The 17704-nt window shown below is 50.4% G+C and carries 13 protein-coding genes; 9 read left to right on the top strand and 4 right to left on the bottom strand.

Annotated elements, in window-relative coordinates:
• Positions 1-15: 15 nt before the first annotated feature.
• From FD09_RS10640 to FD09_RS10610, 7 genes are read left to right on the top strand one after another with little or no spacing between them, the layout of a single operon-like run.
• Entirely contained in the window at positions 16-408 is a 393-nt protein-coding gene (locus FD09_RS10640; RefSeq protein WP_057821179.1) for a conjugal transfer protein, read from the top strand.
• Positions 392-2857 (top strand): conjugal transfer ATPase TcpF, encoded by a 2466-nt coding sequence (gene tcpF / locus FD09_RS10635; protein WP_057821178.1) that lies wholly within the window; start codon positions 392-394, stop codon positions 2855-2857. The genes FD09_RS10640 and tcpF overlap by 17 nt, the downstream gene beginning before the upstream one ends.
• The gene (locus FD09_RS10630; protein WP_057821175.1) at positions 2844-4937 is read left to right on the top strand and encodes a CD3337/EF1877 family mobilome membrane protein; all 2094 of its coding nucleotides are present in this window, start codon (positions 2844-2846) and stop codon (positions 4935-4937) included. Before tcpF ends, FD09_RS10630 begins: the two co-directional genes overlap by 14 nt.
• Complete coding sequence (locus FD09_RS10625) at positions 4934-5929, top strand: bifunctional lytic transglycosylase/C40 family peptidase (RefSeq protein ID WP_057821174.1); 996 nt, start codon at positions 4934-4936, stop codon at positions 5927-5929. Before FD09_RS10630 ends, FD09_RS10625 begins: the two co-directional genes overlap by 4 nt.
• A gap of 9 nt (positions 5930-5938) precedes the next feature.
• On the top strand, positions 5939-6241 hold the full coding sequence (locus FD09_RS16760; protein ID WP_057821172.1) for a hypothetical protein: 303 nt from the start codon (positions 5939-5941) through the stop codon (positions 6239-6241).
• Positions 6242-6253: 12 nt separating this feature from the next.
• A complete protein-coding gene (locus FD09_RS16755; RefSeq protein WP_057821170.1) occupies positions 6254-6472 on the top strand; it encodes a hypothetical protein in 219 nt (72 codons plus the stop codon).
• Positions 6469-7386 (top strand): conjugal transfer protein, encoded by a 918-nt coding sequence (locus FD09_RS10610; protein WP_057821168.1) that lies wholly within the window; start codon positions 6469-6471, stop codon positions 7384-7386. Before FD09_RS16755 ends, FD09_RS10610 begins: the two co-directional genes overlap by 4 nt.
• 171 nt (positions 7387-7557) lie before the next feature.
• Here FD09_RS10610 and FD09_RS10605 read toward each other — a convergent pair whose 3' ends face one another.
• The 4 genes from FD09_RS10605 to pglZ form a co-directional block, all read right to left on the bottom strand.
• Complete coding sequence (locus FD09_RS10605) at positions 7558-8556, bottom strand: IS30 family transposase (protein WP_057821166.1); 999 nt, start codon at positions 8554-8556, stop codon at positions 7558-7560.
• A gap of 69 nt (positions 8557-8625) precedes the next feature.
• Entirely contained in the window at positions 8626-9594 is a 969-nt protein-coding gene (locus tag FD09_RS10600) for a DUF262 domain-containing protein (RefSeq protein ID WP_235812265.1), read from the bottom strand.
• Between the two features lie 28 nt (positions 9595-9622).
• Complete coding sequence (gene brxL / locus FD09_RS10595) at positions 9623-11695, bottom strand: protease Lon-related BREX system protein BrxL (RefSeq protein ID WP_201782875.1); 2073 nt, start codon at positions 11693-11695, stop codon at positions 9623-9625.
• A gap of 46 nt (positions 11696-11741) precedes the next feature.
• Entirely contained in the window at positions 11742-14276 is a 2535-nt protein-coding gene (pglZ, locus tag FD09_RS10590; RefSeq protein ID WP_057821164.1) for a BREX-1 system phosphatase PglZ type A, read from the bottom strand.
• On the opposite strand from pglZ, the gene pglX reads away from it, so the two are divergent.
• The gene (gene pglX, locus FD09_RS10585; RefSeq protein ID WP_157053773.1) at positions 14189-16525 is read left to right on the top strand and encodes a BREX-1 system adenine-specific DNA-methyltransferase PglX; all 2337 of its coding nucleotides are present in this window, start codon (positions 14189-14191) and stop codon (positions 16523-16525) included. The genes pglZ and pglX overlap by 88 nt on opposite strands.
• 61 nt (positions 16526-16586) lie before the next feature.
• On the top strand, positions 16587-17666 hold the full coding sequence (locus FD09_RS10580) for a tyrosine-type recombinase/integrase (protein ID WP_057821160.1): 1080 nt from the start codon (positions 16587-16589) through the stop codon (positions 17664-17666).
• Positions 17667-17704: the final 38 nt, after the last annotated feature.

Here is a 17704-nt window from a genome sequence, read left to right as displayed (position 1 = left end):
ACGAAAGGAGATCACATGAAGAAAGTCAGATCCTACACCAGCATCTGGTCAGTGGAAAAGGTGCTGTATGCCATCAATGACCTGCAACTACCGTTCCCAATTACTTTTACGCAAATGACGTGGTTCATCGTCAGTCTGTTTGCGGTCATGCTGCTGGGCGACTTGCCGCCTCTGTCATTTATTGACGGCGCATTTCTCAAGTATGTTGGTATTCCTGCCGGGCTAACGTGGTTCATGAGCCAGAAGACCTTCGACAACAAGAAGCCAGTGGGATTCTTGCGGTCGGTGATCAACTACGTCATTACCCCGAAGCTCACCTATGCTGGTAAACCCGTGAAGTCGCAAAAAGAGAAACAAGACACAGCGGTGACCTACGTTTGGAGGTACCACAATGAAATTTCCGATTAAGTATATCGAAGACAATCTCGTCTGGAACACTGACGGCGAGTGCTACGCGTATTTTGAACTAGTCCCTTACAATTACAGTTTTCTGTCACCCGAACAGAAGCAACAAGTCCATGAGAACTTTCGTCAGTTGATCTCCCAAAATCGTGACGGCAAGCTCCATTTATTGCAACTCGCCACCGAAGCCAGTGTCCGAGACACTCTTGACCGCTCGAAGAAGTTGGTCAAAGGAACGCTCAAAGACATCGCCTTCCAGCACATCGACGGCCAAGCGGAAGCATTGACCGAAAACGTCGGGGATAACCAAGTGGACTACCGCTTCTTCATCGGTTTTAAGCTGTTGCTGAACGACGCTGAGGTTACCGCCAAGTCCATCTTCAAGGATATGTCCTTGGGTATTCGGGACTTCTTCGCCGAGTTCAACACAACGTTTGCTGGTGACTTCTTCACCATGAACAATGCGGAGGTGGAACGTTACGCCAAGTCCGCTAAGTTCCTTGCCGAAAAAATTGGTCGCCGGTTCAAAGTTCGTCCGCTCGATAAGAACGACTTCGGCTACTTGTTGGAGCACTTATACGGCATGACGGGGCAAGATTACGACGACTATGAGTACCACTTACCCCGCAAGAAGTCTAAGCGCGAAACGATTATCAAACGCTATGATTTGATCAAGCCAACCCGCTCACTGATTGAGCAGCACCAACGCTCAATCACGATTACCCACGGTCTGGATAGCAGTTACGTGACGTACCTGACGCTTTCCGACATCGTGGGTGAACTCGAATTTCCCGGCAGCGAGATCTTCTACTTCCAGCAAAGTCAGTTTGACTTTCCAATCGACACTAGCTTGAACGTTGAGATCGTGACAAACAAGAAGGCATTGACTAAGGTGCGTAACAAAAAGAAGGAGTTGAAAGACCTCGACGAACATGCTTATCAGTCCGGCAACGAGACCACACGCGGCGTCAGCAACGCTTTAGATTCGGTCGATGAACTTGAAAGCAATCTTGATCAGACCAAAGACGCGATGTACAAAATCAGCTACGTCATTCGCGTGGCCGGGCGATCCGAGGACGAAATGAAGCGCCGCGCCGATCAGCTACTCGACTTCTACGACAGCCTTAACATCAAACTTGTGCGACCATTCGGCGACATGCTGGGGCTACACAGTGAGTTTATCCCTGCCTCGAAGCGCTACATCAACGATTATATCCAATATGTGACCAGCGACTTCATCGCCTCACTGGGCTTTGGCGCGACGCAATCGCTCGGCGAAAAGGAAGGTATCTACATTGGCTACAACGTGGACACTGGACGAAACGTCTACTTGCAACCAGATATTGCCGCGCAAGGTATCAAGGGGACTGTCACCAATGCCTTATCCGCCGCTTTTCTTGGTAGCTTGGGTGGTGGGAAGTCCTTCTCTAACAATTTGCTTGTCTACTACGCCGTCCTTTACGGAGCGCAGGCACTGATTCTTGACCCGAAGTCGGAACGTACCGGCTGGGCAAAGAACCTCGACTTTATGGAAGATCAAATCAACATCGTCAATCTGACCAGTGAGGAACAAAACCGTGGACTGCTTGATCCTTATATCATCTTGTCTAACTTGAAGGATTCTGAATCGCTAGCCGTTGATACGCTGACCTTCCTCACTGGCATCTCAAGCCGTGATGCCGACCGCTTCCCGACGCTACGCAAGGCAATCCGGGCAGTAACACAGGCGCCCGAACCGGGACTGTTGAAAGTCATTGACGAACTCCGCCGCGAAGACACGCCTATTGCGCGCAACATTGCCGATCATATCGAATCCTTCACGGATTACGACTTTGCGGCATTGCTGTTCTCTGACGGGACGGCACGGCGGACAATCGCCCTTGACCGCAAGATCAACATCGTGCAGATTGCAGACTTGGTGCTTCCAGACGCTGATAAGACGCAGGAAGAATACATCACTGCGGAAATGCTGTCCGTTGCCATGCTCATGATCATCAGTACGTTCGCAATCGATTTCATTCACCAAGACCGCGCTCAATTCAAGATCGTGGACTTGGACGAAGCCTGGGCTTTCTTGAACGTGGCGCAGGGTAAGGCGTTGTCCATGAAATTGATTCGTGAAGGTCGTTCGATGAATGCCGGGGTCTACCTCGTCACTCAAAATGCGGACGACTTACTCGACGAAAAGATGAAAAACAATATCGCCCAGAAGTTTGCTTTCCGTAGTACCGACATCACGGAAATCAAGAACACGCTGAACTTCTTTGGCCTTGATGCCGAAGACGAAGGCAATCAGAATCGGCTCCGGTCGCTCGATAATGGGGAGTGCTTGTTCCAAGACATCTGGGGGCACGTCGGCGTGCTGCACTTCGACTATATCTTTGAACACCTACACCACGCCTTTGACACTCGGCCACCGAAACCCGTGGAGGTGATCGCTGATGACGAAAGCTAACCGTCGGCGGCTACTGCTGTTCCTCGGTGTTGTCGCGGCATTCATGTTAGTGCTAATGCTCGCTGGCGGTCAACCGGTACACGCTGCGGGATTGGTTGACGATCAGTCTGGCGGCTCTAACGAGTATTCCAAGTACCCGTTGTCGCACTACCAGCTCGACTACTTCGTCGATACGAGTTGGGACTGGCTCCCGTGGAACTGGGGCGATGGCATCGGTAAGTCTGTGAGCTATGGCCTGTATGCCATCACCAACTTCTTGTGGACACTCTCGGTCTACCTGTCAAACGCTGCGGGTTATCTGATTCAGCAAGCCTACTCGCTGGACTTCATCAAAGATACGTCTGACGCGATTGGGAAGAACATGCAGCTCTTGGCTGGAGTGTCAAAGGACGGCTTCACTACTGACGGCTTTTACCCCGGCTTACTCCTCATGATTACGCTGGTAGTCGGCATCTATGTCGCCTACACCGGTATCATCAAACGCGAGACCTCCAAAGCCATCTCGGCAATCGTCAACTTTGTGGTGATCTTCATCACGTCAGCCAGCTTCATCGCCTACGCCCCGGACTACGTGAGCAAAATCAATGAGTTCAGTTCAGACATCAGCACCAGCGCGCTCAACACTGGCTCCAAGATGATTATGGGCACTGATACAGCCACCGATAAATCAGGCGTCGACGCGATCCGTGACACTCTGTTTGAAATTCAGGTGAAGCAGCCGTGGACACTTTTGCAGTTTGGCGACAGCGACGCTGATACCGTTGGCAAGGATCGCGTAAACACGTTAATGAAAACCGACCCGTTTGGCGACAAAGGCAAAACCCGTACCGACGTGGTCAAGGCTGAAATTGAAGACAACGATAACGAGAATCTCTCGCCAACTATGACGATCAATCGCCTTGGTACCACGACCTTTGTTGTCCTGTTCAACATGGCGATCACCTTGTTTGTCTTCTTCCTGACGGCAATGATGCTGTTCAGCCAGATACTCTTTATCATCTATGCGACGTTCTTACCGGTGTCGTTCTTACTCGCTATGCTGCCGTCCTTTAACGGATTGATGAAGCAGAACATTATGAAGCTTTTTAACACCATCATGACACGAGTTGGCGTGACGCTGGTGATCACGATGGCGTTCTCGCTCTCGGCAATGGTCTACGGATTATCGGCCACCTCACCGTTCTTCCTCGTGGCCTTCCTGCAAGTTACCATCTTCGCCGGTATCTGGATGAAGCTCGGCGACCTGATGGGCATGATGCAGCTACACAGCTCTGACGCCCAGCAAGGCGCACAACGCTTCTCGCGTCGTGGGAACCGCATGCTACGACAGTTCGTCGGTAGTGCCATGGGTGGCGCAATGGCCGGACGCTTCCTGTCGCGGGGCTATGGCAAGGGGCGTGGAACACCACAGCTCCCGACAGGAACGCAACGCGAACAGACTGCGGACGCTACCAAACCGCAACAACCCAAGAAGCCACGCAGCCAACGACTGGGTGAGAAACTTGCCGATGTATCTGATGTCGGCAACAAGCTCAAGGACAAGACTGAACGTGGCCTTGATCAGGTGAAGGACGCACCAACCAACGTTTTATATGGTCTGCATCGTGGTAAGCAACTGACTAAGGAGGCCGCCGAAACTGCGAAGGACAGCTTCAAGGGGCGGCGTGAGGCCAATCAGCAGGAACGCGACAAACAGCTTGAGCAGCGGCGTAAGCAAATGCAAGAACGCAAGCTCGCGATCAAGCCTAAAGCTGATCCTGAAAAGCCAAAACCAACGGCTACCAAGCCGCCGGTTGAACCAACTCGTAAGCCAACAACTGCCACCCCTCCCAAGCCAAAGCCCGAACAAGCTGATACCAGTGGGCAACCTAAGCGTGCTGCCACGAAGCCAACATCACCTCGGCCTCCACGTCCAGCCACGAAGCCGCAAGCAGAACCCACCATCACACCACACCAAGAACTCACTCCGTCAACGGATAGACCCAAGAAGCCACTGACCCTCGTTTCCGAAAAGCCAGCCAAGCCACGCAACCCAAAGCCACAGCGGATCAAAAAGGCTAAGGGGCATAAGAAGCGATGAAACTCTGGCGCTGGTTAGCGCTTGCCGCACTCCCAATACTGTTGATTGGCGTTCTGTTTTTTGCAGTCATCGCCTCTGATGATGACGAAGACCAGCCCGCCTCTGCGATCACAGCCGACGCGATGAACTTATCCGCTGAAGTCTATAAGCATAAGCTGACAGTCGAAAAGTATTGCAAGGAGTTCGGTATCCCCGACCAGGTGATGGTGATACTCGCCATCATGCAGGTTGAATCAGGTGGTAAGGGTGGCGACGTGATGCAAGCTAGTGAATCGCTGGGACTACCAGTCAATACACTAGATACCGAAGCGTCCATCAAGCAAGGCGTGAAGTATTTCGCGTCGCTACTGAAAAGCATGAAGGCTGCGGGCGTAGATCTCAACACTGCGATTCAAAGCTATAACTACGGTGGCGGCTTTATTGATTACGTTGCGAAGCACGGCAAAAAGTACACGCTGGAACTGGCAACCGCGTTTGCCAAAGAGAAGTCTGGGGGTAAGAAAGTCACCTACACCAACGCAGTAGCCAAAGACGGTTGGCGTTATGCCTACGGGAACATGTACTACGTGTCGGTCATCTCGCAATACCTTGTCACAGGTGGTGCGAAGTTCGACGACAAAACGGTGCAAGCCATCATGGACGAAGCGCTCAAATATCAAGGCACTCGTTATGTGTTCGGCGGCTCAACGCCAACAACGGGCTTCGACTGTTCCGGGCTAACCAGTTGGTGTTACAGCAAAGCCGGGATCAAACTCCCCCGCACCGCACAAGCACAATACGACGCCACGGCACACCTGAACATCAAAGCCGCCAAACCCGGCGACTTAGTGTTCTTCCACTCAACCTATGACACTGCCGACTACGTGACCCACGTTGGTATCTATGTCGGCGGCATGAAAATGTACAATGCGGGCGACCCGCTTGGCTATGCCGACCTGAACTCAAGTTACTGGCAAGCCCACCTGATCGGCGCCGGGCGTGTGAAGAAGTAGGTGAAGACAATGGATCAAAACGGTATCGGTTATTTTGACTGGATGGATCTCATCACTAACACCTACGACGACGCACTGCAAAAGGCGCACGTCGATCTCAAATTTGGTGACAATCGCGCACTACGCAACAAGGAACTCGACTTTGCGTCAAGCGAATGGGAACGCATCAAGTTCTTCAAACAACGCCTGCCCAACACCGACGACCTCTGCCACGTCCTCTACCGCTTTGTTGACCGAATGCCAGAGATGGAGTATGGGCACCGGCGCGAGTATCGCCTCGCTGTCGCGCATGAAGTGGCCGTTGATCGATAGCTCAAGGGCAAGGTGTTTGCACCAGAAGACCGTAAGTATATCCTCGACCGCGAACGCTACTTGGCCGAAGAATACTTCAACAACGACCGTGAACTCGGTCAGTATATCGAAACCGACTATGAGGGCTACAAGCGAATCTCACTACAACGCCTGTTCGTGCGTTTTCTCGATATTTACGATGACTTTTACCGCTGCTATGAAAAAAGAAAGGACAAGGTGAACAAACCTTGAATAAAAATCAAAAGAAAGGCTGGTTCAAGAAACAGCCAGCCGTCCCAAAGCCGCCTAAGATCAGACATCGCGGCTTGCGTCGTCCGGTCACGCTGCTTTGCTGGGCGGTATTGATCGGTAGCACCAGCTTCGGCGTCTACAAGAACATGACCGCTATCGACACCCACACGGTGCATGAAGTCCAAGTGATCAAGACCAAGGTGATCGACACGCACGCCTTGGCGACATTCACTACCGACTTCGCTAAGCTCTACTACTCGTGGCAGCCGAGCCACGAAGCCCTCGATCAGCGGCAGAAAGCCTTGCAGCCGTATCTTGTGGAACAACTGCAATCGCTGAACGCGGATACGGTGCGGAGCGATATTTCCACCACAGCCACAGTGAGTGAGGTCAAGGTCTGGGACGTGAGCAAGACAGCCAAAGACACGTTCCGCGTACTATTTACGGTGAAGCAAGACCTCACCAAGGGCAAAGACAAGAAGTCAGTGACCAGCACCTACACCATCAACGTCATGCAAAATGACAACGGCGATATGGTGGTCACCAAGAACCCAACCGTCGCTGCGGAACCAGCAACAGCTCGAATCAAGTTACCAGACACCCAATCTGATAACACGGTAGCTAGCAGCACTGCCGATGACGTAACTAAGTTTCTCAAGACGTTCTTCGCCTTGTACCCGAAAAGCGATCGCAATGAACTCAAATATTATGTCAAAAACGGCACGCGACCAATCGAACGCAACCTTAAGTTCGTGGAACTTCTAGATCCAGTCTTTAAGAAGACTAAGAACAGCCTGACCGTCACCTTATCAGTGAAGTATCTCGACACTGACAATGATATGAGCCAAGTCTCGCAATACACCCTGACCCTATCCAAGCAAAGCAACAATTGGTTTATCACTGACGGTATCTGACAAAAGACCCGACACGGCCTCCACGCAAGCATGCGCATGGGTCGTGCCGGGTCTTGTCGTTATTCTGCTTGCGTAGCAGTGTCACGGGCGCGGACTTTACGGGGTCTAGAATTTTTGGTGTTGGTAGTAATCAACACTGGAGATGCTAGACCCTTTTTAGATGACGAATTGTCAACTCAAGTGCAACTTTTTACCCATGAAGACTTCTGATGGCGTCTTCCAGCCTAAGACCTTGCGTGGTCGATTATTCAGTTGTTCAATGTAAGTCTCAATTTCCTGGTCGCTCTGAAGGTCTAGGTCTGTGTTCTTGGGAAAGTATTCTCTAATCAGTCCGTTGGTGTTTTCGTTAGTTCCTCGTTGTTGAGGCGCGTGTGGGTCAGGAAAGAAGACCTTTGTATTCAGACGTTCTGCCAGCTCCCTGTACCGGGCAAACTCCCTTCCACGGTCAGGAGTCACTGTTCTTACTCGGTTAGCTGGTAAGGCACCAAGCAGCTCAATCATGACGTCTCTAACAGTGTCAGCTTTTGCGTTGGCCGTTCGCTTCGAAAGCAGATAGCGTGATTTACGGTCAACTAATGTTACTAATGCAGAGTGTCCTGTTTTACCGCGTACTGTATCGCCTTCCCAGTGACCAAACCAGCTGCGATTTTCTGCCGACCGGGGTCGGTCGTGAATTGATGGCACGTCATTGAAGCGCCCCCGGCGTTCATTTATGGTGCCTTTGATTTTGCGCGTCTTGCCTCGGTGTCGAAGCAGCCTTGGTAGCCCGCGAGCACCATGGCTCTTCAATGGAACGCCGAGATTATCTAGGTAGATACCTCTGTAGATAGTCGAATAGCTGATGCGAATAGGACTGCCTTCTAGTGACAAGCGACCGGCAATCTGCTCAGGCGACCAATGTAGCACCGTGATATATCGAATGACAGCGTCACGAGTCCCCGGTCGATCGAGGATCCGAGGACGCCTGCTAGCCAAGCGAACCCGCCGGTAGCGGTCCTGAGCGGTGGCTGCCGAATAGCTCCGCCAGCCGCCGTTACGTGCAATTTCACGGCTGACTGTACTCTTGGAACGACCTATCTCTTTGGCGATGGCATCAAGAGTTTTGCCTGTAGAGATACCAAGCAGTATCGATTCACGGTCTTTTAAGGTAAGATGGGTGTACGGACTCATAGTCGAGTTCTCCTTGTAGTTGGTCTTGTGGTGATTCCATTTTACAAGGACTCAGGCTATGAGTCTTTTCTATTTGACTAATTTGTTGCACTTGAATTGTAAATCCGTCGTCTCAAAATCACGGCCAGAAATCAGGGCAACAAGATCTGCATGTTTTCCTCGACCAAAATGGCTGCCCAAAATCACATGGAAAATATCGCCAAAGGCCGGTTGATAAAGGGTCGTGTTTTCACTCACGATCCAGGCAATCTTCTGCATTGCCGCCGATTGTGCAAATTTTGGATCAGACTCTTGAATACCAGACAACGCCGACGCGTCAGCTTGCAGATTGGTGAAATATTCAACCATTTTTCGTTGAATATTGCCTTGATGCAGAGTGTCCGCTGACATCTTAGACATGATGAAGTCCGCAGTGGATAGTCGGGTCCCCTGTGAATTAATCCGGTTAAAGATTTCAGTCACCTGATCAATCGTCAGCGCATCTGACAGGCTGATATTGCCGACGCCGTATGACGTAATGCGCTTCAAATCATCGATTGCGCGCGCCACTTCGTCTGGTGGGCAGTCATTGGCCTGGGAATAGGCGGTAATGAAATTGAAGCTTGAGAAGTCGTCCGCAAAAACTTCCGCGATATCACTGATCCAGCGTTTGTCCTTCTGGAGCAAAGCATTAGCCGTTTGAAATTCCCTGGTCAAAGGATTAAAAGCAATACTAATCCGCCGCCGCTTAAATCTTCGGTCGATAATCTTCTGCCCCGACAATGCGGTGGCTAATGCTGTGAGACGCTGCTGCCCATCGATCACGATCTTCTTTCCAACAGAGATTGACCCATCTTTAAGCCGAATACTGGGGTTATTCCAAGTGATAATGTAGCCAATCGGAAAACCATTAAACAACGAATCGATTAGATCCCGAACTTTGGTCGAGGGCCACACAAATGGCCGTTGCAGTTCCGGCAGCCCAATCTCCCCAGAGTTAATCCACCCCAATAATGTACCAATCTGACTATTCTGTACGTCGTATTTCGAATCTGCCACGGCTGATTGCCTCCCTTATACGTCTACGCTACTGCTGCACACCCAATGCCTTCATCACCGCATCCTCAATCGTGTTGTAGAACTTCAGCGAGAAAGCCGCAATCAAATCTCCCGGCACCGTACCCAATTCACTCGTGGCACTGGATGGAATCAAGACCGCCTTCGCCCCGCTATCCAGGGCCACCTGTAGCCGATCTGCCAGACTATCCATCTTTTTGATAGTCCCGCCAATGGAGAAATCCCCCAGGATGGCTAATCCGCCGATGACCGGCTTGCCCACCGAAATAGAAACCAGGGCTACATAAGTCGCCAACGACAATTCCGTCGCCATGGCGCCATTATTCAGGTTAGTCGCGTTGACGATATAGTCATGCTGCGCCGGCGCAATATTCTGACTAACCTGGGAAAAATTGGCCTTGAGGTAATTGAACGCCGTATCCATTTCTTCCTTCGCCAACCGATTGGACTGAATCCCGGTCCAGCTCGTCTTGCCGTTGCCAGCCGTCATCTGTGATTCCAATTTTATCAGACTCAACCGCTCATCCGCATCATAAGCAACGGTGTAAACTTGGCCAGGCTTCCCCTCATTCTCAGGAATCAAGCCTGTCGAACCCTGCTCTGGCACTGGTACGAAATGTTCGTCGTAAGTCTCCTTGTCGATGTAAGAAAAGTTCACATCGTAGAACTCCATGCCGCCAATTTTCTTCAGCTGCTCTTTCACCCGCCGGCGCATCTCCATGGCAAACGTCAGAATCTGGGCAACGTCCTCCTTCGTAAATTTACCGTCAGGGTACAGCAACTTCACCATTCCGGACACCGTCTTACGCACCGCAATGGTGTCCCGCTGGTTCAACTGATTGCCCAGGGTGAAGTACTTGTCGAACGCATCACCGTAAGAAATTTTTCGCAGCGCCCGCATGACTTCCGCGAAGTAATCCGTGATCAGGCCATACCCATTCGTGAAGAAATTCGGCCGATACTTCGGAATCTCCCAGCCAGGCAAGTAATTGTGGATCCGGTCCAAAAAAGCCGTGTCGTTAGCCATGACAGCGGGAAACGGATCAAACAGATTGGACGTCCGCATGACCACGTCCACCGGCTGATTGATATTCCCAACAAAGACCATCCCGGCCGACGCCTGGATTTCGTCCCGGCCCCGAGCAAAGGAGCCAGAGGCCATGTAGTCCTTCATGATCTGCACGCCATCGTTGTCCTTGAACTTGATGCCGGCCACTTCGTCAAAGGCCACGACGTCCCACATGCCGACTAGCCCCACTTCATGCCGCGCCATATTGAAGAACAGGTTGGCCACTGTCGTCTGACCACCAGAAACCAGAATCGAATTGGGCGATAATTCTTTGTAGACGTGGGACTTCCCAGTACCCCGGGGCCCGAGCTCCACGAAGTTATAGTTATTCTCGACAAACGGGATCAGCCGCGATACCATGAGCCATTTCACCCGATCGTCAAATTGTGTCGGCTCCATGCCAATTGTCCGCAGTAATAAGTCAATCCACTCGTCGGTCGTGAATTTCTCCCGGGCATCATAAACTTCCTGCATGTTCACAGACGGCACCTGAACCGGGGTCAGCTGATCAATGAGAAAATGGTCATCGCTGGTATGGTCGTACTGCACCCGTACGATGGACCAAATGCCGCCCACCAACAGCCGCTCATAGTCCTGGACGTAGCGCTCATCCACCGGTACACCGGTGATCCCCAAGTTGCCAAACGCCGCCTCGTATCGGTCCTTATCCGAGTTCAAAGTCACGGTGATCTTGTCGATGACCGTATACGCTCCCTCTTCCCGAATCCGAGACTTCACCTTTTCCGCCTCGTCTGGCCGCACGTAGTTATTAGCCAGCGTCTTCTTGACGTTTTCCACGCCCCGTTCAATGATCACCGGATCCGAGCTGTTGGCATACTGCCCCAGCAGGAACTCCAGCACGTAGGTAGGGACGTTTGCCCCCTCCTTGATCTTTTGCGTCAGATCCTTGCGCACGAAGCGCCCGGGGAAAAAGGCCTCCAGCTTGTCCAGCAAGTCTGTCTGCACGTTCTCTGCCGCTTGCTCCTGAGCAATGGCTTCCGCTGGCACCGCCACGTCGCCGTCACTCTTCGCTCGCAACTTTTCTTCCTCTTGCTTGTTATCAGATGTCAAAGCCGAAATCCCCTTTAATCGTCAAGTCCATTTGATATTGAATCCGCTGAATCTCTTCCTTGGTTTCCGCATTCTGAATAATCAGGTAGTATGCGCCGCTGTTGTCGAAGTCCCGATCCTGTAAGGTCAGGTAGAAGCTCTGGCGCCGGCTCGGGCTCTGCGGATCATCCTCCCGACTATCGGCTACATAGCGTTGTTCGTTAGAAATGGGCCGATCCTGGCTATCGACAAAGTAGAGTACATAGGTGGCGGCGGTGGTTTTGTCGGTTACCGGTTCTTCTTGAGAAATGGGCACCATCACGCTGCGGCTGGTGATGCGATGGGCGCCTTCCGTAACCTTGATTGACACCGGTGTGGCCTTGGATCGACCACTTTGTGTCCGCACGTGCAGCACCGGCACAATCATTTCTTCCGGTGAGGCGCCACCATGCACGTAGTTTTGTCCCGCTCCGGCGGACTTGAAGATACTATCTGTGGCCGGATAGTAGACACGCCGCTGATCATCATTATCTAGCAATGCCCCCAGACGCTGTGACCGTACCCCGGGCTGCTCGATGGTCTCGCTGCTGATTGCATAGCGCTGCCCCAACACGTCCAGATCGTGGCCGCTGATGTCGATCTTGTCCGCCGAATCCAGACCAGACCGTTTGTACAGATAGCCATGATCGGCGGTCACGATGATGTGCGCTACACTTAAATTACGCAAAAAACCAATTGTCCGCGCAATTGTGTTGATGGCTTCCTCGGTGGCGTTAAAGACCTGCTTCTCGGTCTTCGCGTCATCACCAGTGGCATCCACTTCGTTGTGGTACAAGTAAACCACCTTTTGCCCCGCCAAGAGTTGTTTTCTTTGCGGCGTATCCCAGTCTTTGAGAAAAGTCATCACATGGTCGGCGTTGCTCTGCGGATCCCGATTTTGCAGGATCTGACGGCGCTTCCCCAGCGTGTCTGCTTTGAGTCCATCCACTAAGACCGTCTTGTCCGGCTGATAGGTTAATGTCTGATGCGGCAGCAAGGCTGGCATCCCGAAATACGTCACAGAAGGCAGCTCAGAGTATACCGTATCGAGTTCTGTACTGTAGACATCCTGATCATCCAGCTTGCGTTTCAGCTCGGCCGCGGCCTCAAACCGAAAGGCGTCCGAAATAATCACGACAATGCGCTCTTTAGCCGAACTGATGAATGACCGATAGAAACTGCGCTGCCAGCTATTGGGTTCAATGTCCCGCGGATCATACACCGTGGTCCAAGCCGTCACTGTCGGCGTGAGAAACTCGTTGACGTACGTGTTGTCCACTTTGTCAGCGATACCTTCCAGAAGATCCGTAAGGTCAATGGCAATCCGGTCGTAGCGCTGAACGAAATGCCGGTACGCTGTATCCATCGCATAATCGGTGGTGATGTATTGTTCTTTGGCGGCCGCTAAGTTTTTCACCTCACGCCGGCGGTACGTGAGAATCACCAAGGCAGCCTGCAGTAAGGCATACGCATCATGATACGTTTTACCGAAGTACATCTTTTCTCGTTGCGTCAAGACATCCGCCAACGGCGTCGTCCCCGCCACAGCATGGAAATCATCAGCCTGCAATCGCTCGACAACCCACGCCAGGATTTGCCGGTCAAAGTTGGCAAACACATCCGTCTTGAGCAAATCCACAATATCCAGTTGCTGGAGCTGCCGGGAAACACCACTGAAGCTTTCAAGATGCTGCCACACTGTTTCGGCCAACTGACGATATGTATCCGCAAATGTCTGGTCATTTCTTGCTAACGACAGAAAGGTGACGGCATTGTTGGCACTGGTCAGCTTGTAATTATCGATACTTCGCGGCAGATCCTTCTCCATTTGGTAATAGGCAAAGTTCAAATACAGGGCCGTCGTGAAATCCAGAAGCGAATTGGTGGCGCCATTGAAGCCATATGCGTTCCGCACGTTCTCCCAGAACTGGGTGAGCAGACCATATTTTTTAAACTCTGCTAGAACTGGATTGGTATCACCAATTCCGGCCTGCAGCACGGCCCGCAAGACCATCGTCATGGTGTGGTCACTGGCCCCGGCCAGCGCAGCCATGATCGCCATCTGCAAATCCTTGCCCGGCTGATAGAGTCTCTGAAATTTTGCCTGGCGGTCTTTGCTGGCAAAAAACCGTTTCTGCTCCTGGAAGGTCGCGGCATCCTCGTCCGGCACTCGCAACTCCTGCCGCAGCATGACCAGCGCATTAGCGGTGTATTCCCGCGAATAGTAAAGCATGTCCGTCATGAAATTCTCCGTCAGATCCGGCTTCGGCGCCGGCGAATAAATCAAGGCCGACTGCCCTTGCCGCTCCATCGCCACCAGCGTCAGCTTGGTCTTAAACTGCTCGTTTTTCCCCATGATCACGACCGGTTCCCGCAGTTGCTCCGTAATATCCGCAATGTTGTCCGCAAACTCGCCCTGTGCGTCATACCAAAAGACAAAATGATTATTGTCCGCAAACAGCTTCTCAATACCCGCCACGATCTTCTTGGTGTCTAGCTCCGCCATGTTTTTCATTCTCCGTTCCAGTGTCCGCTTATCCGTGTTCTCAACCTGTGTTAAGTATAACGAAGGGCCCCCGCCAATGCCATACTTCGCTAATCTTATCGTTCACTCCCAGCTATCAGAATGGGGTGATTAAGGAACTCGTGACCGAGGTGCCGCGGGATGATTTTGACGTGGAGAAGGAGGGGCAAGTCGAGATTATTGGGTGGCTGTACCAATACTATAATGAAGTCCCCAAAAACGCTGCCGTTGCCCAACCGAAATCACACAAATACGGTGATCAAGAATTAGCATCAGCCACCCAACTGTTTACGCCAGACTGGATAGTCAAATATATGGTTCAGAACTCATTGGGCAAGCTGTGGATCCATGCTTTGATGACTCGTCATCCCGAGGAGAATGAGACAGAACTGGTTGCCAAGTTTAATTGGCAGTACTACATGCCGGACGCTCCCCAAACAGCGGAGACAGTTGTAAACATCCAGAAGGCAGATCAAGAGCTGGCAAATCTTCAACCACAGGACATTTCGTTTTTAGATCCATCCATGGGGTCTGGCCACATTTTGGTTTATGCTTTTGACGTTTTGATGGCCATTTATACTGCTGAAGGATACGGTGAACGCGAGGCGGCCGGCCAAATTGTTAAGCATAATCTACAAGGCCTCGACATTGATGCGCGTGCGCAACAGTTGGCGTACTTTGCGGTCATGATGAAGCTGCGACAATTCGATAGACGTGCTTTGTCGAGAAACATATCTCCGGAGGTATACGACATTCCCTCATCTACAGAAGTTTCCAAAGGTAGTGTTGAATTATTAATGGACAACTTCACGAAGGAAGAGGCTCAGGCGATCTATGATCTGATGGCGGCGTTCCAAAACGGACGAGAAGTGGGTTCGCTGGTTGATACGAGCAAGCTATCACTAGAAACACTCCAGAACATTGCCGAAAAAATTGACCAAGGTGCTTACAACCAGACCTTCGTTCGTGTCGGTGAAAAAATCCATCAGCTGATTCAAATTGCTCTTATTCTTTCTGAACAGCACGATATTATTGTGACCAATCCCCCTTACCTTGGAACGGCCCGATTGAATAACAGCTATTCACAGTTTCTGAAACATTACTACTCAGATGCGAAAGCCGATCTGTTTGCTGCATTCTTGGAAAAAATGACGGGGAGTCTGAAGCGTGGTGGGTATTCAGCTTTAGTGACAATGCAATCCTGGATGTTTTTATCTAGTTTTGAGAAGCTCCGAAAAGGATTACTGGCTAAATATACCCTATCCAATTTGATGCACATGGAAAACGGCGTAATGGGAATTGCGTTTGGCACAGCTGTTTCAATTTTCAGAAACATACCCCTGACGATGTTCAATGGGACATATCACCAGATCAAATATCGTGATGTTCAAAACGGAGATCCAGCTTCCTTGCCAGTAGCTGGGAACCGATATAATCGAACTAACCAAACGAACTTCGGAAAGATTCCCGGGAGCCCGATTGCGTATTGGGCAAGTTCAAGAATGATTGAAGATTTTTCCTTTCCAAAGATAAAAAACGTTTCTATTTCACCAAGTCAAAATGTCACTGGAAATAATAAAAAATGGACCAGACTATTTTGGGAGGTTAATTCATTATTAATATCTAACAAAGATCACTGGATATTCTATGCCAAGGGTGGCGGGTACAGGAAGTGGTACGGAAATTTAACAACTGTCATCAATTGGTCAAGAGAAGCACGGTTAACATATGAAAAAGGAGATGGTAAACATGCATCACAAATCATCCCTAAAAAATATTGGTATAAAAAAGGAATAACTTGGGGACTTATCACCTCCTCCTTACCTAGTTTTCGAGAGATGCCTGAAGGATCAACTTTCGACAAGGGCGGCTCGACCATCATTGTTAAGTTAGAAAAATATAAAATTATTCTTGGGCTTCTCAACTCCAATGTTTTTTTGAAATTCGCATCAATTTTAAACCCAACCTTAAATTTTCAGGTTCGAGATATTCAAAACATGCCAATAATTTCTAAAATTTCTCAAGACAACCAGATTACTGAACTTGTTAATCTTACAATAAAAGCTTCACAAAATGACTGGAATTGCTTTGAGAATTCATGGAATTTTCACTATGATCCTTTGATCAATAATATCGCTGAGCATAATCCATTGACCATTTGGCTGATCCTGTTGTTCACCTGCCTAATCCGCATAACATCCAGTCCTCCTAGCCAAACAATGGCCACGTAAGAGGATAAAATACAGAATGTGCCAAAAAAGTGCCAAACATTTGGATTAGGAGGACATTAACATGGTCAGTTACCGAAAAAGAGGAAAAGTGTGGCAGTACGAAATCTCATACAAAGATTTGGATGGTGCTTACAAGAAATTACGTAAGTCCGGCTTTCGGCTCAAGTCTGACGCGGAGTTAGCGGCTAGTCAGGTGAAGTCCCTCTATGCGGACATACGCCAGTTTAAGGCTGGCGAAATCCCATTGAGTGTCTATTTTGAACGCTGGATCAATCTTTATAAGCGTAATTCTGTGACCAACGTCACTTTTATCAAGTACGAAAACACGCTGAACCACATCCGCAAGATCTTCGGTAAAATGCCACTAAAGGATATTACCCGAACGGTGTACCAAGAACGGTTGAACGTCTTTGCCCGTAATCACGCGCCTCGTACTGTATCTGCATTCCATAAGCAGATCAGAGCGGCACTGCTTGATGCCCTGGATGAGCACATCATTTCCAACGATCCAACACGTAAGGCCGTCGTCACAGGAGTGGCAGTACACCGGCCAAAAAAAGCGCTGGATTACGGTGAATGGCAAAAGCTGATTCACCATCTAGACCCGGATCAAATTCCCGAGATGATGATTTATTTGGCTGCTGTTACTGGCATGCGATATGCGGAGATTTTGGGAGTGACTACTAGCGACATCAATTGGCAAGAAGGTACCGTGGATGTTAATAAAACCTGGGACTACAAATACCACACCGGCTTTAAGAAGACGAAAAACAAGGCGTCAATGCGTAAATTGCCGCTTGATTCAATTTCCTTACACCACCTGCACGTTTTCGTAGAAAACCACCTCACATCACCGAACGCCCCGCTCTTCTTGGTCAACGGGCATGCCATGGTCAGCGCTGAAATCAACCAAGTATTGACTAATAAATTGCATGCACTGGGATTGCCTCGGGTGACATTCCACGGACTTCGCCACACCCATGCCTCAGTTCTCCTTTACCAAGGTGTGAGTGTTCTTTCTGTCTCTAAGCGCCTCGGCCACAGCAGCATTACGACTACCCAATCTACATACCTGCACATTATCAAGGAATTGGAGGCAAAAGATACCGATAAAATCCTGGCAATTCTCAAGAATGCATAGTTGGCACGTAAGCACCTAATAACCAACCGTATGTAAGA

Source organism: Schleiferilactobacillus perolens DSM 12744, from assembly GCF_001435585.1.
Lineage (GTDB): Bacteria > Bacillota > Bacilli > Lactobacillales > Lactobacillaceae > Schleiferilactobacillus > Schleiferilactobacillus perolens.
This window is presented reverse-complemented; position numbering and strand designations above follow the sequence as displayed.